Source organism: Mesorhizobium sp. M0800 (assembly GCF_040320095.1).
GTDB lineage: Bacteria > Pseudomonadota > Alphaproteobacteria > Rhizobiales > Rhizobiaceae > Mesorhizobium.
In genome coordinates this window covers 76,573-95,109 of record NZ_JAMYOZ010000028.1, presented here as the reverse complement: position 1 = coordinate 95,109, position 18,537 = coordinate 76,573, and the positions used below count along the sequence as shown (strand labels likewise).

Sequence of the window (18,537 nt, the reverse complement as noted above, 5' to 3'; positions counted from 1 at the left end):
CGATCGTGTTAACTTCCATTGTGGACGCTCCCTCTCTTACGGTGGCTGTCAAACACCACCATTCTGGCACATCGATGCCGTCGAGGGGGCGTCCACCCCATCACTATCCCAGCGGAAGTAACCGACTGAGCTGTCGCGCTCCTGTGAAGCGCGAGCCAATCGGCGAAGATCCGAGGCCGAATCGTCCGTCCGCAATTCAACTGCTGAGCCCATGGGCGACTCTCCTTCGCCCCAAAGGAATCGAAATTAGCCCGCGGAGGAATCTTGGCCGCGCAAGTCAGAAATCAGCTCCGCTGGTATTAACTGCCCGGGGGAAGCCGACCAGTCGCTGCCGCATCCGCTTCAGGTCCACCAGAGAACAAGATCCGGGCGAGCAAACCCGAAAAAGCTGTTCAGCACTAAGCGACGATTTCCCTTGCCTGATTGACCGGTGACCCCGTGAACGAAACCACCATCGATCAGGCCGATATCCCCCGCCCTGAGCTGGAAGTCGCGACAAGGAACGCCCTCGAGATAGGCTGCCGAATAGGGATATCCCGTAGTCTCCACACCTTGAGACTTTCGGTCGGTAACGGTCGGCTTATGGCTCCAGAGCCGCAGATTGCCACCTTCCTCGGGCATGCTGGGATAGAAGTTGAGTGCTGCGACGGTGTTGTGCGCCACCGCAGAAAGCTCGTAATCGTTCCCAGCACATAACACTTGAGCGACATCGTCGTGGGGATCCAAGGAGAATGTGCCGCTGCCAGACCAACTGAGAGCGCGACAAACATTAGCCTGACCGTGCTCCGAACGGGCCAGCCGCAATTCAATGCCCTGTTTGCGAAGCTCGCGCTTCAACGCGTCGAACAATGCTCGGACCGGATCAACCAGATTCTCAAAAAGGGCGTCGACGTACGGTCGCGCAGTTTCCGCCTCTGCGAAATAGGTGGGTGCATCCTTCCTGTAGTGGGATGCGCCGACATATTGTCCGGGGACGCCATCCTTACGCTCCTTGAGACCGGGACTGCCACTGAAGTTCGCGGTGATCTCCTCGGCTATTTCGGTGCTGAAAGCTTGCCTGATGTGCAGAGCCGTGATCTCACCTTTCAGCACTGAGATGATATCCGCAGTGCTGATCGAGCCCGTTCGTTCTCTGATCGCAACAGGCGAGGTGGCTGGGGCTTGGGATACTTGATTAGTCTCCATTGGCTTGCTCCTTTAGTGCGTGATCAAGGATGGCGATGCCATGATCGAGTTCGTCATCGGTGATGGTTATCGGTGGGAGGACTTTGATGACGTCGCGATTTGGTCCTGAAGATTCGATCAGCAGGCCATTTTCGAATGCGACATCGTGCACACGGCCGACAACGGCCTGCGAACGGCACTTGAGGCCGGCCATCAGACCGCGGCCGCGCTTTTGTTCGATGCACTTGGGAAATTTGGCAACGAGGCGATCAAGGTGTCTTTGTAGTTTGACGGCTGTCCGCTCAACGCCTGCAGTAAACTGCCTGTCGGACCACATTTTGCACATGGCCCCTGCAGTCACGAAGGCGAGATTGTTGCCTCTGAAGGTCCCGCTATGTTCTCCGGGATTCCAAATGTCCAAGTCGGGACGAATCAGAACAATGGAGAACGGACTACCTGAACCGCTTAGGGACTTCGAAAGGCATACAATGTCAGGGTCGATCTTCGCGAACTCGAATGAGAAGAAATCGCCCGTTCGTCCCGCACCTGCCTGAATGTCGTCGACGATCAAAACCACGCCGTGCGTACGGCAAATGCGCTGAATTTCTGTGAGCCATGCTGCAGATGCAGTGTTCAGGCCGCCTTCTGCCTGGATAGTCTCCAGAATGATTGCGGCTGGCTTTTCTATGCCGCTCCCTGGGTCGCCTAAAACATAGTCGATGTAGCTAGCGGAATCGAAAGCTTGCGTGGGGTAGCCGTCGTAGGGGACACGGATCACATCGTGGCGAGCAACGCCGCCCAGTTCCCTGGTTGACGCCGAACCCGACACCGCCAGGGAGCCGAGCGACATGCCGTGGAACGCATTTGTGAAGGCCATGACGCTTGAGCGGCCGGTGTATTTTCGAGCCAGGGCCAATGCTGCTTCGTTAGCGTTTGTGCCGGTCGGCCCAGGAAATTGTATTTTGTAGGAAAGGCCTCTAGGCTTCAGGATCGAATCCACAAACACTTCAATGAATTCACGCTTTGCCACAGTATACATGTCGAGCGATAGAAGAATGTTCTCGCCAACAATGTATTCGATTGCTGGTGCAATAATATTCTGGTTGTTGTGTCCGTAATTGAGGGCGCCGGACCCTACGAGGAAATCGATATATGGGTTGCCGGCCTCGTCCCAGATTGTCGCCCCAAGGGCTTTCGCAAAGACTGTGGGAAACGACCGCGCGTAGCGACGAACGTTAGACTCATAAGTCGTAAAAAGGTCGGTGTTCATTTCAGGGTCCCTCAACGAGCAAGTGATTAGATGCGTTTGGTTTGTTGCGGTTGTTTTCAGTTTCACTTGAAGATCGGAACGATCCGGGCGGAACTTTGGACGGTCGTGACTCCCAGGAATGAGTTCGTAATGCCGACACGCTCCTCAAAAAGATCCGCGACAAAAGGGAGACCGGACTCGCGCGGCAGCTTAACTGCTGCACTGACGCACTTCGGAACCTCTACCGTAGTCACGTTGCTCTGCACGGCGATATCTCTCGTCTATGCGTTGGAACGAACTCAGTTCTAGAGTTTTTCGGGAGGCATCGATACTACGGCATTTGGTAGTTGACGCACCTGCTTGTACCGGGCGAAACGCCCTGCCAATCCTATCAAGCTCAGCGCTAGCACCGGCTCATGTGTGACAGGCGCTTCTGCCATGCAGCAGCATGGTAAGGTGTGCAGGCCGCTTCGGCAGCAACACGAACCATCGCCCCGGCTGGTGGTGTAGCTCGGCGGTAGCGAAGCCGCTCGCGAGCGCGCCCTCAACAGCGCTGTAGCGAGCGAGCGGCGTAGCGGCGATGATCGGCGTTCTTCGATGTCGGGGCCGCTTTCGGACCGCTTCTGAAGCGTCTCGACCAAGTCTGCCTAAATGAGGATCAGGGTCTCGAGAAGCCGACTGCGGAGAATATTACAATCTGTATGTGGGACCAAACTAAGCCGGTTCTCCCCCTTTTAGGTCAATAAAAGTTTACCAGACAACTTTGTGCTGCGAGATGCGACCACAGGATCTGTCGAAGCCGCGTAAAAAATAGGCGACTAGATTCCATCGACCGGGTCCATGCGAGGCCCGCCTTGGGCAGTCTCAAGGGGGTCGACATTCCCTCACGCGCTTTCAGGCGGTTCGCCGACCTCCAATCAGCATGCGGACGCTTTTGGATGGGCATATTCGCACATCCTACAAAGCAGAAGCCATCCGTCCCATTCATGCGATCGACGATTTCGCTAAAAACTGGCCCTTCAAAAAGATCTTCGTATTTCGTCGCGCAGAAGATTGCCCAATACGTGGCGCCGTTCAAAATCCATGCACCAGAGCGTAACGTCGCCGCTTGGGAGAAGAACATTCCGACACTGCCGTCCGTCAACGCATGTCAGCGCTCCGACGACTGGCTGCCGTGGTTCGACGCCGGATCGACGCTTCCACACCTGCTGCTCAGAGCCGCGCGCGAACTAGCGCTTCGGCGGGGATTATCCCGGCGCTATCGGGATGGACCTCGCCCAGGACTATGAACCGAATCGAGGCAATGTCTATGTCGACCACTTGACGAATAAAAGCGAGATACTTGTCTCCGACAAGACGGCTATTCATGTATGCGCCATCATCGAGAACATGGACCACGAATACCCTTGAGCTCAGCGCTTGCAAGCGGTGTAGATCCCGCCCCTTCATTCCTATAACCTTCAAGACGAAGATGCTTCACATGAGAAACCGCTCTTTGCCGATGGGCGAACTTGTCCTGCGGACAATAAGAACATCCGATGTCGCCCGGGGTGGCAGAGCCAAGTTCCTGTAAGATCATCGGATGCCTCCACTTTTCTGGCGCTATTTGCCATTCCTGAACTTTCAAATAACAAGTTAGCTCACCTAATTCTGATCGAACGCTGTTTCGCCTGCCACAATATATTGAATTTTGTCTCTGATGATGTTGGTCTATCAAACTATAATTCTAATATTTTCCATGATAATACTTCTCAGCAAATATCCATCTATCAAAATTTTCCAAACGAACTCAGTCGCTTCGCGTTGGGCGGCAATCAACCGCCGGCTCCCTCGGTTTGCTGGGCGGCCCTCGCACCTACTTTGGGCACATCGCCGGCACGGCAGGACAGCGAAATCGCAATCTGTCGAGCGTCAGCCGTTGCCGAAGGTGTAGCTGTACCCGTTGATGGCCGGCCCCGCCGCCGAGATGCACACTCGATCCCTCTGGAAAGAAGCCTTTCTGGACGAGGTCGATCATCGCTTGCATGGATTTGCCCTCGTAGACGGGATCGGTAATCATACACTCGAGCCGCGCAGACAGGCGGATGGCCTGCTTCGTTGCCTCGGATGAAGGCCGTAACCGGGAGACGCGTACCCCTCGAACAGCACCACGTCATCCTCGACGATTTCCATGCCAAACTTGACGAGCTTCGCAGTATCCGGGCAATACTTAGCACCTGCGCCTTGGGTTGGGCGGGGGTGGCGGAGGCATCGATACCGAGCACGTTGCGCTGTCGACCGTCCCTTGGCGAATCCAACGAGCATGCCGGCATGCGTCGAGCCTGTGACCGTGCAAAGGACGATGTAGTCGAAGCCAAACCCAAGCTATTTTTCCCGGGGGGCGCGCACCTCCTCCGCGAACCCGACGTACCCAAGCCCGCCATATTTGTGAACTGAGGCTCCGGCCGGTATCGCGTAGGGCGTTCCGCCCCTTGATTTAACCACATCGAGCGCCTGTCCCCAACTGCGCCGGAAGCCGATGTCAAGGCCCTCGCCGATCAGGCGCACCTCTGCTCCCATGATCCGGCTCAAGAGAATGTTGCCGACCCGGTCGTAGACGGCATCCTCATGCGGTAGCCAGCTCTCCTGAGCCAGGAGGCTTTCATGCCGACCTTGGCGGCGACCGCGGCGACCATCCACGTCTGGTTGGACTGCACGCCGCCGATGGAAACAAGCGTATCGGCATTTGGCGCGATCGCGTCGGGGATGATGTATTCGAGCTTGCGGAGCTTGTTTCCGCCTAATGCAAGACCGGAGTTGCAGTCCTCGCGCTTGGCGTAGATTTCCACCTTCCCCCTAGATGCTTCGAGAGGCGGTCGAGCTTCTCGATGGGCGTGGGTCCAAATGTGAGCGGATAGCGTTCGAACTTTTCCAGCATCTTCTCTCCGGCAACACGCGATGGAGCTGAATTAGCCATTCACGATTCATTCTAGAGGCGTCTTTGATTTGACGTCATCTGCATTATCCGGCGCCAGAAGAGCCCCATTACTATTTCCAGCGCCTCGTTCGTCATTGAGAGTTGCAACCGCACGCCGGCGTGCGAGAGACTACCCCAATCCGTATGGCATTTCTCCTGGATTAACTAGAATGACCGGATTGCGGTCGCCATCGACTTCTCAAGCACAGTATTCCTTCTAATATCTGCTCAATGTTTATGGTTGGTCCAAAGTGGCGCCAGCTTGAGCACTGACCTTGTCATGGCGCCTCAAGGCAGCAGCAGCGATATGGCCAGCATTTGATCGCGCTGGAGCAAATCTGCGGATTCATTCGTCACCTCATCAAGGTTTGGCGGCTCGGATCCAACTTCTTTGCAACTGCCGAAATGCTCAGCCCTTTGGCCAGCTCGGCTATCGCAGCCAGACCGCCAGATCAGAAAGAGCACGCTTGCGAAATACGCGAGCTGAAGGAGCAGCGAACAAGTCAGCGTCGTGACGACTACTGTGCCGATGGAATGAGAAGCGAAGTAGACAGTCAATGCGGTGCTGCACAGCACCAGCCCCAGGACGCGACAAAAGATTCTAAAGGGCAACGCCGTTCTCCTGGTTTGTCTCCTCAGATCATGCTGCGACCTGGTCGGCCGCAACATGGGTCTGGCAGTTCTTCGGGCAGACGCGGGCGCAGGCTCCGCAGCCAATGCAGCGGCCGGCATGATCGACGACCATGATCATGCGATTGAGCTCGCCATCGAAATCGTCATCCTCGTCGTCGCAGGCGCCGAGGATTTCACCCGCGTCATCGACGCCGTAAAGATGCATGACCTCGCGCGAGCAGACTTTGAAACAGCGGCCGCAGCCGATGCAGGTCGTGCCGTCTATAGCGGTGAGATATTCCGGCATCCATCCGGAGCCGTCGCGGGTGGTGAATGTGCTCCTCATCATAACTTCTTCATTGCAGCGAGCTCTCTCTTGGCACCATCCAACTCGGCAAAAACGGCGGACGTTTCCTTGGCAACGTCCTCTATCTCCGTCCATTTTCCCGGGAGATCCTCTGCAAGGTCGCGCAATTTCATCTTGGCGACTGCTGCGCGCAGCTGAAGCTTTCGGACTTTCTTCCCCATTTCATCTAGCTTTGACATAAACCCTTCCTCGAAATCGGTTTCTTCACGCCGGCGCCACACCGGGACCGGCTTCAGTGGCTGCGGTCGCATCGTCGATCAGTTTCGCACCGGCCTCAGCCAGTTTCCGGAGCATCTCGAAGCCGAACCGATGAACGTCTTGCCAGAACGACCAACTGCCCGGCCGTGGAAAGCATGCGGCCCCAAGTCCTCGTGAATTTCATCTCCATCATTGCCGATGTCATCAGGCCGGAGCGCTCCTCGATCGCAAGCCCGACGGCGATTTAGAACATGTCGAGCCTCCACAGCACGTCAGGATCGGGATCGTCGATGACAGGCATCCCAGGGCGCTGTTTTCTGGTGACGATGAAGTCGGCCAGCAACGTGGCGTCCGATTTGCCTTCCCACGAGCCGTAGGAGACTTGAGCACGGATCAGCCGCACGAGGCATCTGACAAAAGGCGTGGCAAGCGCCGCCTCGTCCTCGGCAACTCCTTCTCCTCAATTTCAGTCCTCTTCCTCGAAGCACGCTGCCTGTTTTCGGGGACGCCTACTTCGGGCACCCTTGCGCAGCCGACGCCCGGCTCGGGGCGGCCCATTCCACGCAATTGATGTCCCCGTGACCGACCTTGAACACCTCCTCGACTGCGAGGTCTTCCACGCGAACTCGCGTCGAACATTATTTCCGCCGCAATGCGGCCACAGGTCATGAAGATTCGAGCCTCGATCCTGCTGCAAACAATCGACCAAGTGCTGCATGGACCCTCCTTTGCTGCGGCCACACCAGGGAAATGGACGAATTGGCCAGTAATCCATTTCGACCAATCAACCCTTTTTGTTTTTTCTCCTCGGCCGACCGCGCTTTGGCACCTTCGGGAAATTGTTTTGCGGAGCCGCACAGAGAGCGCCGTAACAAACCTTCACACCCCTGTAGGTGGCGAGGGCCTGCAGCAAATCCGGTAGAAGGTGCTCTTTCAATTCGTCCGGGACAGGCTCCGGACCGTCCAGCGACTGCAGTGCCAGTTCGACCAACTCGATCGCGCGATCGTTGTTGCCGTTCTCGTAATAGTACCGGGCGACCGCGGGATAAGACCGGAACTTAGGGCTGTCGCCTTGCGGGGGATTCAGTGCCAGAATGTGTTCGGACAGCTCCTTGCCCATCGCGAAGCGCTCAGCGGGGGGAAGGCGCGAATGGTCATTGGCCGGATGGAAAAGCTGGTCTAGCGCCGAAACGATCCAATCCTGGGAGTTCTTGTCGATCGCGTCGCGCACGAATTCGCGCATCACGGGCAAGCCGGTCCACATGTCTTGTATTTTGTGAAGCAACAGGTGCGCATGAGCCAGGCGGAAATTGATGTCGTCGGGCATCAAGGCGATGCCCTCTTCGATCGCCCAGAGCGCCGTCTTCCAGTCTTCTAACTTCACCGCCGCCCAGAATCTGTCATCGATCGGCTGCTTCAACGCTTGTTCGCGCGCCATGGGTTCGCTTGTGGCGATCCGCTCCGTATCGGCGGCTTTAGCTGTATCGCTGATGCGCCAGCTGCCGTTGAGCACTTTTGGCAAAACCTCATCGAGTTGGCTAGGATGACCGATAAAGGCGATGTGACCGTCTCGGTCGACCACGAACGAGGTCGGAATCCCGACGGAAAAGCTGAGTTCCCTCCAAAGCTTGTTCATTTCGCCTGTGTAGTCGAACGCGATCCGATAGTTCAGATTCGAGCACTTTTCGGTCAACCAAGCGTTTAACTTGGTGCGAGCCTCAACGGCCGTTGGAGCATCTTCATTAGCCGCGACTGCGACGACCTCAAGTCCGCTGTCCCTGTATTTCTCCTGCAGCCGCATCAAATGGAGCATCTCCGCCACACCTGGTCGGCACCAAGTTGCCCAAAATTCGACGATATAGACTTTGCCGGGCTGGAAGTTCGCAAGAGGCTCGCCACGCAGCCAGTCCTCCACTTTGATCGAAGGAGCCGGTGACCCCATCCGCAACACCATTTTGCTCTCCAAAGCTGTTTTTAAAGGTTGCATGACCTTATGCGCAGGCTTGTTCCCCCTTTGAGACGGGGCACGAGGGTTCAAGGAAGATAGAGCATCGCTCGTCTTGCGCATCTGCGTGCAGTCAGCCTTCACTCAGTGTTGCTGACTCTCAATTCGCAAAGGCCGTGCCAACGCGCTCAGCGCGCAGTAAACGCTTGATTACACCTTAAAAAACTTCCGGGGTGCCCAAGATAGCCGGTTGTGGACGCGACATGTTTTCTGCGATTGTCAGGTCTTGAACACGCATCACGCGCTTCGCGTCGCCCGAGAAGCGTGGCCACGGACGACTCGACAGGGTATTCGGCTGAGGGAGGTGATGGACATTATGACTGCGTTGGCTACCGTCAGGCTCGTGATCATCGTCCGCCTCAAGCCTTGCTTGAGCTTCTTGCCGTTTCGGTCGCTCAGCTGGTAGCGGAACGCCATTGCGATTGCAGGGGCCGCTCCACCCGAGCATCGCCTCTGCCCTACCTCTTCCGCTTTGCGATCGAATTCCTGGCTCGCGACACCGGAGTTCTTCACGACGAAGCCGGTCATGTCCGCCTGCGGGTCGCGAGTACCGTCATCACCAGATTGACGATGATGATCGTGGCGAAGAGGGCCAGGATGAGTGCCGGCATGCGCCGGCCCGGTGAACCTGCTTTTGTCGTTCTGTGTCCCTGTGCACAAGCCCTACAGTGACCTCCTGGTGTGAATGTGAGCGTTGTCGGAATTGACCGGCCAAAGACCACTCGGTCGCCACGATAGCGCGCATAGGATGCCGCTACGGGTCCGAACTCGGTCGCGCTGAACGACCCTCTTTTGACCTGACGCCGACCTGCGCCGTGATCGTGGGTGCAGTGAGGACTGCCCATACCTCTGCCCGGCCGTTGGTCTCAGCATCACGGACCGACCTCGGGCGAGCAGAACCATCCCGCGCGCGCGTTAGAGGCGCGCGCGGATGTTCTCGGGCGGCGGGTGCAGATTGGCTCCGAGAAGCTTCGCGAAGCTTGCAGGTTTGCCACGATCTTTCTCCGACTTGGCCTCAGGATAGTGACCCAGTGAGTGGAGCTTCGAACAGCGTCGGTGCTGCTTCGGAACCCGTCAGCGAGCCAAAAACAGCGGCAATGGCGGCTTCCCAACTATCCATCTCGTCACGCCACCGAAGAGCCGCTCGCGCAGTCGGCGTCTGCCGTAAGCGCCCATGACTATCATGTTGGCAGACGTGTCGATTGCGTGCTGCGCGAGCACCGCGGCCACCGGTTTGCCGGCACTCGGCAGCAGGTCAACCGACACCCGAGCACCGTGCCGAGTGAGATAGGCAGCGACGTTGGCTCCCGGCTCGGCGCCGCTTCCGGTCCAGGTCGGCACAGGATCGACGAGGGCGACACGAACTTCCTCAGCGGCGGATAGCAGATCCAGCGCTTCCCGAACCGCGCGGGACGCCTCGGCCCGCGAATCCCAGCCGACCAGCACGCGCTGTGGCGACAGAGTCGCCTCAGCGCCCTCCGGCACGACAAGCACCGGCTTCCCGGTATCGAACAGGCTGCCGTTGATAACAAGGGGTCCGAGGTTAATGTCGTTGAGAAGTGCGGGGCCGACGATTGTCAGGTCGTTGCAGAGCGCCCGCTGTTGCACCGCGTCACCGACGCTGGCCTGATCGCAGTTGGCAATATCGACATCATAGCACCGCCACATGGCTCTCAGCAGCTTGTGAATTTCCCTGGATGTTTTTTCCAGGCTGGCTATGTCGTGTGAAAATGTCTCGACTTGCCTGTACCGTTTTTCCAATCTGGCAATCGCCTTTGCGTGTTGTTCAGGCCACTCGGGGATGCCATCGCCTAGCGGCGGAGGCGACATAACGACCGGCGGAGGCGACATAATCAGGACGGACAGATATGCGCCGACCTCGGCGCACAAGCCGGCTGCTATTCTTACATCCTGATCGGAGTGGTCAGGTCCGGCTACACTGAGTAGGCTTTTGAAGGCCATCTGACTGCTTCTCCCTGAGTATGTCGCGCCCTCAGCGCGTTTCGAAGCCGCAAGACTTGCCCTCAGCACGACGAAGATGGGAAATGGCACTCCACCCGTTCGATATTTAGTCGTCCGGCTTCTCGAGCGAGTAGCCGGCCGACCTGACGGTGCGAATGACGCTGCCGGGCGAGGCCGTCTTCAGCGCCTTTCTGATCCGGCTGATATGGACGTCGACGGTGCGTGCACCGATATGGATGTTGTCCGGCCAGGCCGCGCCGATCAGCTCGTCTCGGGTGAAGACCTTGCCGGGATTCTCAAGCAAATGCCGCAGCAGGTTGAACTCGATCGGTCCGAGATGGATGTCGTGGCCATTACCGCGAACTCGGTGGGCATCGAGCTTCATCTCAAGGCTGCCGCAGCAGAGCCAGCTGCCGTTTTCGATCCCGTTTGAACCCGGCTTCGGCAGCGCCAGCTTCATCCGTAGACAGTCAAGCAGCTTGGCCGGCGCGAAGGGCCGCACAAAGCTCTCGTCAATACCAGCCTTCAAGAGATCGAGGTGCTGGTTCTCGGCGCCGGGCGCGATCAGCGCAATTACGGGCAGGCCGCCGGTCCGGGGCTCCCCCTTTAATCGGGCGCAAATTGTGGAGCCTGTCGCGCTTGTCGGCCCGCAGTCCAGCACTACCGCCCGGAGCGCCCGTTCATCGGCGAGTTCGAGAGCTTCGTCCACGCCACCCGCCGGCTCACTCGTAAAGCCGTCCACTCCCAGAATGTGGCTGAGGAACAGATACAACTCAGCATCTTGCGAACAGATCAGGACCAGTGGCTTCATCAGCGCTACCCCAAGAACCAAATCGGCCTCGACCGCCTCGGTTGAGTGGGTTGGCCATCGCATGTCCTCAAGGCCTGACATGATCCCCTTGCTTGAAAATCGGTTCCATCACGCCCGCGCCACCTCAGGATAGGCTTCAATGGCTGTGATCGCATCGCCGGCCAGTTGCGTGCCCGCCGCGGCGAGTTTCCAGAACGTCTCGAAACCGAACCGGTGGACGTCGCGCAGGGTCTTCGACACAACGACCAACCGCCCGGCCGTGAGAAGCACGCGCCCGAAGCCCTCATGGCTCATCTCCATCATCGGCGATGCCATCAGGCCGGAGCGCTCCTCGATCGCAAGCCCGACGGCGGTGTAAAACATCTCGAGTCTCCACAGCACGTCCGGATCGGGATCGCTGATGATCGGGATCGCACGGCGCTGTTCCCTGGTGATGATGAAGTCGCCCAGCAGCTCGGCGTCCGATTTGCCTTCCCAAGACCCGTGGGAATCATGAGCCCGGACCAGCCGCACGAGACATTTGACGAACGGGGTGGCAAGGGCCGCCTCGTCTTCGGCGACAGCAGGGCTAACCACGGCGTCAGACATTTCGCCCACTCCTCATTTCAGTCCTCGTCCTCGAAGGAGGGTTTCTGTTCGGCGACACCTGCCTGCGCCAGCACCTTGCGCAGCCAAGGGGGAGGACACGTCCTGAGCATTATCTGCGTGCGCAACAGCACCTCTTGGATGCTTTGGGGGTGCGGCACTTTGATCGGATGAATTTTTGCCGAAACAACCTTGGCTGCCGAAGGCCCCCCGATTGCCAGACAAAACAGGAGATGACAGCCCTTCAGCGCCTCCACCTTCGGCGTGATGCGGTCGTCGCCCTCAGTCCGATGCTTCCCGCTCTCGTCGGAAACGTCATCGAAGGCCGCGGCCTCGACGAGCTTCCACTCCTCGCGCATCACGTCGTAGACAGCAAAGCGCCTGGCCGAACCGAAATGGGCGTTGAGGTTCTTCATGTCCTGCGTGGCGATCGCCACCCGCAATGCCCCGGCTTGGCGTTCCGGCGTCGGTGCGTGAACCTCGTCAGTGACGAGCGAGAGGCGACGAACGGAGCTCATCTGGGATTTCTCGCTTACGGAGTGGATCAAGCGCCTCGGGCGTCGGCGCGTGCCGGTTGGCTTCAAAAATGTTGGCGACCTCGAAGATCAGGTCGCGGGTCCCCTGGTAGAGGATTGTGAGCTTGTGCTGGCTGCCGAGCCGGTCGAAGACAGGGAAGCCGACCCGCATGAGCGGAATGCCGAGGCGCTGCGCCGCCTGGCGGCCGTGGGAATGGGTGACGAGAAGATCAGCGCCGGGGCCAAGAGCTTCCAAATCGCCGAGATCGCCGATTTGAACCGACTGCGCCGGTACTTCCTCCAAAATTTTCGACATGTCGGTCGTGGTGACCGCCGCCGCGATTTCGGAGCCCATGCCGATGAAGAAGCTCGCGAGTTGGTAGAGTTGGTCTGGTTCAGCAGCGATCGCAATTTTCTTGCCTCCAAAGTGGAAATGTCCGTCGAGCAACGCGTCCTGCAACTGCGCCCGGCGACGGCGCACCCCAGCCGGCGCCGCCGCGCCCGAAACCGCGGACAGCAGCGAGACGAACCGGTCGGCGTCCTTCAATCCAGTCAGCGACCGGAACAGCACGTAAGGCACGCCGGTCAACCTCTGCAGCAGCTCGGCCGGGCGGCGCATATGCTCACCGATGACGATGCATTGCTCGGCCGTGCCAAGCTCACGGATATCTTCGACACTGGTGCCGCCATAGGTGGTCGTGACCCAGCGGTCGGGCACCGTACCGTCGAGCGAGCCGGAGACGTCCGGCAGAATCACCGGCTTGAGCCCAAAGCTTTCAACCATCTCACGCAGATGCTCGATATCAGCCACAGTGAGGTTCCAGCCAGGCAGGATCACGATCTTCTTCGACTGGCGCGCCTGCTCGCCGGGCCACGTAATCCTTTCGATCATCGCGGTGACCGCCTTGGCCCAGCCCTCTTCGATCGCGCCGTCGAAATCCGGTGTGTTGGCTAGCACTACCTCCGTACCTGCGAGTTCTTCCGTGCGCTTCAGCCTGATATTGGCGATATCTCCTGCGCAGTCTTCGCCCCGGGTTTCCACCAGCGCCGTGGTGCAGACCCCGATCAGCGTTGGCCTTGTGCGGGCCTTGAGGTTGAGGATCGCCTCTTCCAGATGGTCTGCCCCGCCGAGGATCGTCGCCACCTCGTCCATCGCCGTTGTCTGCAAGGGGATGGCTTCCTTGAAATGCCGCACGAAGAGCACGAGGGCGAAGCTGGTGCACCCCTGGCTGCCGTGGAACAACGGCATCGCGCCGTCGACGCCAAGAAAGGCCAAGGCGGCACCCAGCGGCTGCGATGACTTCAGCGGATTGACCGCCGCCGCTTTGGTCTGGGGAAGGATGCGGACCATCGGCTTTCCTCAACACTCGCCGAAATCGTCGGCCGTCGTGCCGGCGAATTCCTGGACAACATGCAAGGTCGGGGTCTCGCTCTTTGTGCTCGGCAGTTCGTCCCTCACCGCAGGCTGGCAATCCCATGGTGCCGGTTCCAGCACCTGGCGCCAGATCGGGTTATGAATGGCGAGGTCGATCTGGCGTACGAGTTCCACCATGCCGTCATAGCCGGCGTAAGGATGTTGGCGCTCCTGGTTGATATCGAGCCAGGGTGTCTTGGCCTTCAGCGCGATGAACTGCGTGCGCCCGCCCGACAGCATGATATCGGCCTTGTGTTCTGACAGCATCGCGTAAAGCTCGCGCGGCGCCATCTGCTCGAACATGTGGTTGTCGTCCTTGAGGATCTGCTTGATGCGCTCCTTGTCTTCGACGGTCGACTTCTTGACAGAGGTGCCGACGATCTCGATGCCGATCTCCATCAGCGCATGGACGACCGACCAGGACTTCACACCGCCGGTGTTGAGCAGCACGCGCTTGCCTTCGAGCCCCGGCCAGTAGGCCGCGAGCTTCTTCCAAGCGATCGCCTCCTCCTCTGCAATCAATGCCTCGGTGCGGCCGAGGATCTCCGGATCGGCACCCTTCTTCACGAGCAACTGAGAGATCTGTCGGAGCGCTTCCGAGGTGTCGGTGATGCCGTAGAAGGAGCCCTCGAAAAACGGGATGTCCCAGCGCTGCTCCATCTTGCGGGCGAGATTGATGAGCGCGGTCGAGCACACCATCATAGCCGCCCGGGCGCGGTGCGCGCAGGCAATGTCGAAGTAACGCGCGTCACCCGGAATGCAGGCGCGCACCCGGATCCCGAGCCGATCGAGGAGCGGTTTTACCAACCAGAATTCGCCCGAGAGGTTGAATTCGCCAAGGATATTGATGTCGTAAGGGGCGGCATCGTCGGGCTCCACCGTGCCGATGACATGCTCGAGCAACGCCTCGCCGGCAAGCTTGTTGCCGAGATTCTTGGAGCCGACGAAGCCCGGCGCGTTGACCGGCACCACCGGTAGGCCGAACTTTTCCGCCGCGCGCTTGCAGACGGCCTCGATATCGTCGCCGATCAGCGCCGTCACACAGGTCGCATAGACGAAGATAGCCGGCGGCCCATACGCTTCCTGGATCTCGCGGATCGCTTTGAAGAGCTTCCGCTCGCCCCGCCCCATCACCACGTCGAGTTCGGTGAGGTCGGTCGTGAAGCTCGTGCGCCACAGCGTTGGCCCGGACGAAGCCGCACCGCGGTTGTCCCAGGAATTGCCCTCGCAGGCGAGCGGCGCATGGATCAAATGCGCAACGTCGGTGATCGGCTGCAGCACGATCTTGGCGCCATCGAAGGCACAGCCCCCGGCCGCGGCCCCGGGGGTCAGTGGCTTCGAACAGCCCTTTTTGCGCGCCTTGGCATCCTTGCCGCGGTTCGACTCGCAGGCGGGCTCGTTGAAGACATCCTGGATTTTGGCTCTGAGCGAGGACATTGCGTCGGTCTCCAAACTCCCTTGGGAAGACGACCGGCCTCACCGAAGAGCCGGCCGCCACGCTTAGCGGGTGAGGTCATACGAATAATCCGTCAAGCCCGTCTCGCTTGTCTCACGATCGAGCTTGTCGAAGATCTTGTCGAGGATCGTCGTCAGGACGCGCAACCCGCCTTGGTAGCCCATAAGCGCAAACCGATGGTGATGGTGGCGGTCGAAGATCGGAAACGTCAGCCGGATCAGCGGCGTGCCGGTGTCGCGCTCCAGATACTTGCCATAGGAGTTGCCGATCAGCAGGTCCACCGGCTCGGTGAAGAGCAGCGAGCGCATCGCCCAGAGGTCCTTGCCCGCCCAGACTTGAGCATCCTTGCCGAAGGGCGATGATGCAAGCAGTTCCTTCAACTCCGCTTCCCATGCCGAGGTGCCGTTGGTGGCAAGGCAATGGGTCGGCTCGCCGCCCGTCTCCATGATGAAGCGGGCCATGGCGTAGACAAAGTCCGGATCACCGTAGATGGCGTATTTCTTACCGTGCAGCCAGGATTGGCTGTCCGCCATGGCGTCAACAAGTCGGCCGCGCTCCAGGCGGATTGTCTCAGGGATTTGCTTGCCGGAAATCGCGGAGACCTCCATCAGGAAGTCGTCGGTCGCCTGGACGCCGAGCGGGTAATGGAACGAGGCCGTCGCCTGCCCGACCTGTTCGCAATACTCCAGTGTTTTTCGGGTATTGTAATGCTGCAGCGAAAGTGTCGCCTCGGCGTTGAGTGCCTTCCTCACGTCTTCGATCTTCGTGCCGCCGTCGTACATGCGGTATTCGCCGTCCGACGGCGTGTCGAACTGGTCAGAGGCGTCTTGGATGAAGGTATAGGACACGCCTATCAGATCGAGCAGGCGCTTGAGTTCCCGGTTGTTGCCAACGCAAAAACCGTCGAAGCCCGGAATGATATTAATGGTCCCCTCGGCTTTTGTGCGCTCCTCGCGTTTCCAGAAATGCTCCAAAATGCCCTTGACCGTAACGTCATAGCCGTCGACATGGCTACCGACGAAAGCCGGCGTGTGGGCGAAGGGCACGTCGAAGTCGCGCGGAACCGAGCCTTGGTCCTTGGCGTTCTCGATGAAGCTGTGCAGGTCGTCGCCAATGACCTCGGCCATACAAGTGGTCGAGACGGCGATCATCTTCGGGTCGTAAAGTTGGTATGTGTTGGCGAGCCCGTCGACCATGTTCTTCAGGCCACCGAACACTGCCGCGTCCTCGGTCATCGAGGAGGAAACTGCCGAAGCAGGCTCCTTGAAATGGCGCGACAGGTGCGAGCGGTAATAGGCCACGCAGCCCTGGCTGCCGTGGACGAAGGACATGGTTCGCTCGAAGCCCGCGGCCGCGAACACCGCGCCAAGCGGCTGGCAGGCCTTGGCGGGGTTCACGACAAGCGCTTCGCGAGCAAGGTTCTTTTCGCGGTATTCCCACGTCTTGGTGAATTCGCGTTGGTCGGTAACGACCTGGTCCGGGTGCGGACATTCGAAATTCAGCCTCTTCTCGGCGAGCATCTGCCTGTATTCCGGCTCGCGGAACAGGGGCGCGTGGTCGAGAACTTTTTCAGCCGACTGCGGCATGGATGGTTACCTCTTCTCCATCTGGCCCGCCATACGGCGGCACAGGGACGTCGAAACGTTTCAGGTCTCCCGCGGACAAAGCCACAGGCGTTCAACGGCCTCCCGGCTTCCGGGAGGCCAGGTTTCATTCGGCTGCGATCGCCGCCGACGGCTCGGCTTTTTCCTTCCAGGGGGCGTCGTAGAGGTTCCAGACCGGGTTGTTGATGGCCAGATCCATGTCGCGGGCGAAGATGGCGAAGCCGTCGTAGCCGTGATACGGGCCGGAATAATCCCAGGAATGCATTTGACGGAACGGTATGCCCATCTTCTGGACCGGGTACTTTTCTTTGATGCCGGAGCCAACGAGATCAGGACGGATCCCCTCAATGAACTTCTCCAGCTCGTAACCGCTCACGTCGTCATAGATCAGCGTGCCCTTCTTCACGTAATGCCCGGTACGCTGATAGTCGTCGTTATGGCCAAATTCATAGCCAGTGCCGACGATCACCATGCCCAGATCCTCATATGCCGTGACGACGTGACGGGGACGCAGCCCGCCGACATAGAGCATCACCGTCCTGCCTTCGAGGCGCGGCCGATATTTGGCGATGACGGCATCGACCAGCGGCCGGTATTTGGCGATGACCGCCTCGGCCTGGGCCTCGATTTCCGGCCCGAAATGCTTGGCTATCTTGCGCAGAGAGGCTTCGGTCTGAGAGGGGCCGAAAAAATTATACTCCATCCAGTCGATGCCATACTTTTCCTCCATGTGCCGGCAGATGTAGTTCATCGACCTGTAGCAATGGATGAGATTGAGCTTGGCCTTCGGCGCGCGCTCTATTTCGGCCAGCGTAGCGTCGCCCGACCAGTTGCCGACCACGCGCAGGCCCATCTCCTCGAGCAGGATGCGCGAAGCCCAGGCGTCGCCGCCGATATTATAGTCGCCGATCACATTGACATCGTACGGGCCGGCCTCGAACTTGACGTCCTTCTTCTCGAAGACCCAGTCGCGGATCGCATCGTTGGCGATGTGGTGGCCGAGGGATTGCGAGACGCCGCGGAAGCCCTCGCAGCGCACCGGCACGATCGTCTTTTCGTGCTCCTTGGCCTTGTTGCGGGACACAGCTTCGGTGTCGTCGCCAATCAGGCCGATCGGGCATTCGGATTGCACAGTCATGCCCTTGTTCAGCGGAAACAGTTCCTCGATCTCGTCGATGATCCGTTCCAGCTTCTTGTCGCCGCCGAAAACAATGTCCTTCTCCTGGAAATCGGAGGTGAACTGCATCGTGACGAACGTGTCGATGCCCGTCGTGCCGACGTAGTAGTTGCGACGTTGCGACCAGGAGTATTGCCCGCAGCCGACCGGGCCGTGCGAGATATGGACCATATCCTTGACTGGACCCCACACCACGCCTTTCGAGCCGGCATATGCGCAGCCGCGGATCGTCATCACCCCGGGTATGGACTTGATGTTCGATTTGACCTCGCATTCGGAAAGGACCTCGTTTTCCTCGCCAGCGTCGTCGCCGCTCTTTGCGACGCTGAGGTGCTTTTTGCGGCGCTTCGCCGCCTTGTCAGGGTATTGCGACAGCACCTGCTCGATAAGCTTCGCATGGAGGGCGCCGTCATTCTCGTATTCCAGGCTCATGGGACCCCTTTCAAGGTTCAGGGTGACGCC

15 protein-coding genes and 2 pseudogenes are annotated in these 18,537 nt (G+C 59.1%); 1 reads left to right on the top strand and 16 read right to left on the bottom strand.

Features of this window, described 5'->3' with window-relative positions; all coding sequences use genetic code 11:
* Positions 1-342: 342 nt before the first annotated feature.
* Entirely contained in the window at positions 343-1,185 is an 843-nt protein-coding gene (locus NKI18_RS26040; protein WP_353021026.1) for a 2OG-Fe(II)-dependent halogenase WelO5 family protein, read from the bottom strand.
* Positions 1,175-2,434 carry a diaminobutyrate--2-oxoglutarate transaminase gene (ectB, locus tag NKI18_RS26035; protein WP_353021023.1) on the bottom strand — a complete coding sequence of 420 codons (1,260 nt, stop codon included), beginning with the start codon at positions 2,432-2,434 and terminating at the stop codon, positions 1,175-1,177. Before ectB ends, NKI18_RS26040 begins: the two co-directional genes overlap by 11 nt.
* Before the next feature lie 602 nt (positions 2,435-3,036).
* Here ectB and NKI18_RS26030 point away from each other — a divergent pair.
* Positions 3,037-3,159: a tunnelling fold family protein gene (locus NKI18_RS26030; RefSeq protein ID WP_352548334.1), complete on the top strand. Its 123-nt coding sequence runs from the start codon at positions 3,037-3,039 to the stop codon at positions 3,157-3,159.
* Positions 3,160-4,324: 1,165 nt separating this feature from the next.
* Here the strand turns inward: NKI18_RS26030 and NKI18_RS26025 are convergent.
* The 14 genes and pseudogenes from NKI18_RS26025 to nifD form a co-directional block, all read right to left on the bottom strand.
* A pseudogene (locus tag NKI18_RS26025) lies at positions 4,325-5,330 on the bottom strand (1-aminocyclopropane-1-carboxylate deaminase).
* A gap of 327 nt (positions 5,331-5,657) precedes the next feature.
* Positions 5,658-5,981 carry an exopolysaccharide production repressor protein gene (locus NKI18_RS26020; RefSeq protein ID WP_353021020.1) on the bottom strand — a complete coding sequence of 108 codons (324 nt, stop codon included), beginning with the start codon at positions 5,979-5,981 and terminating at the stop codon, positions 5,658-5,660.
* Positions 5,982-6,009: 28 nt separating this feature from the next.
* Positions 6,010-6,327: a ferredoxin III, nif-specific gene (gene fdxB / locus NKI18_RS26015; RefSeq protein ID WP_352548332.1), complete on the bottom strand. Its 318-nt coding sequence runs from the start codon at positions 6,325-6,327 to the stop codon at positions 6,010-6,012.
* Entirely contained in the window at positions 6,327-6,527 is a 201-nt protein-coding gene (locus tag NKI18_RS26010; protein ID WP_352548291.1) for a CCE_0567 family metalloprotein, read from the bottom strand. Before NKI18_RS26010 ends, fdxB begins: the two co-directional genes overlap by 1 nt.
* Before the next feature lie 25 nt (positions 6,528-6,552).
* A pseudogene (locus tag NKI18_RS26005) lies at positions 6,553-6,997 on the bottom strand (NifX-associated nitrogen fixation protein); the annotation flags it as partial.
* A gap of 333 nt (positions 6,998-7,330) precedes the next feature.
* Positions 7,331-8,500 (bottom strand): TlpA disulfide reductase family protein, encoded by a 1,170-nt coding sequence (locus NKI18_RS26000; RefSeq protein WP_353021017.1) that lies wholly within the window; start codon positions 8,498-8,500, stop codon positions 7,331-7,333.
* 1,125 nt (positions 8,501-9,625) lie between these two features.
* Positions 9,626-10,513 (bottom strand): universal stress protein, encoded by an 888-nt coding sequence (locus NKI18_RS25995; protein WP_353021014.1) that lies wholly within the window; start codon positions 10,511-10,513, stop codon positions 9,626-9,628.
* Between the two features lie 106 nt (positions 10,514-10,619).
* Positions 10,620-11,405, bottom strand: a complete 786-nt coding sequence (locus tag NKI18_RS25990; RefSeq protein ID WP_353021011.1) for a response regulator transcription factor — start codon at positions 11,403-11,405, stop codon at positions 10,620-10,622.
* 27 nt (positions 11,406-11,432) lie between these two features.
* On the bottom strand, positions 11,433-11,912 hold the full coding sequence (locus NKI18_RS25985; RefSeq protein ID WP_352495003.1) for a NifX-associated nitrogen fixation protein: 480 nt from the start codon (positions 11,910-11,912) through the stop codon (positions 11,433-11,435).
* A 17-nt stretch (positions 11,913-11,929) separates the two neighbouring features.
* Entirely contained in the window at positions 11,930-12,427 is a 498-nt protein-coding gene (nifX, locus tag NKI18_RS25980; RefSeq protein ID WP_353021008.1) for a nitrogen fixation protein NifX, read from the bottom strand.
* Complete coding sequence (gene nifN, locus NKI18_RS25975; RefSeq protein WP_353021005.1) at positions 12,393-13,775, bottom strand: nitrogenase iron-molybdenum cofactor biosynthesis protein NifN; 1,383 nt, start codon at positions 13,773-13,775, stop codon at positions 12,393-12,395. The genes nifX and nifN overlap by 35 nt, the downstream gene beginning before the upstream one ends.
* A 9-nt stretch (positions 13,776-13,784) precedes the next feature.
* Complete coding sequence (gene nifE / locus NKI18_RS25970; protein ID WP_353021002.1) at positions 13,785-15,275, bottom strand: nitrogenase iron-molybdenum cofactor biosynthesis protein NifE; 1,491 nt, start codon at positions 15,273-15,275, stop codon at positions 13,785-13,787.
* A gap of 63 nt (positions 15,276-15,338) precedes the next feature.
* On the bottom strand, positions 15,339-16,880 hold the full coding sequence (gene nifK / locus NKI18_RS25965) for a nitrogenase molybdenum-iron protein subunit beta (protein ID WP_353020999.1): 1,542 nt from the start codon (positions 16,878-16,880) through the stop codon (positions 15,339-15,341).
* A 124-nt stretch (positions 16,881-17,004) separates the two neighbouring features.
* Positions 17,005-18,507, bottom strand: a complete 1,503-nt coding sequence (gene nifD / locus NKI18_RS25960) for a nitrogenase molybdenum-iron protein alpha chain (protein ID WP_353020996.1) — start codon at positions 18,505-18,507, stop codon at positions 17,005-17,007.
* Positions 18,508-18,537: the final 30 nt, after the last annotated feature.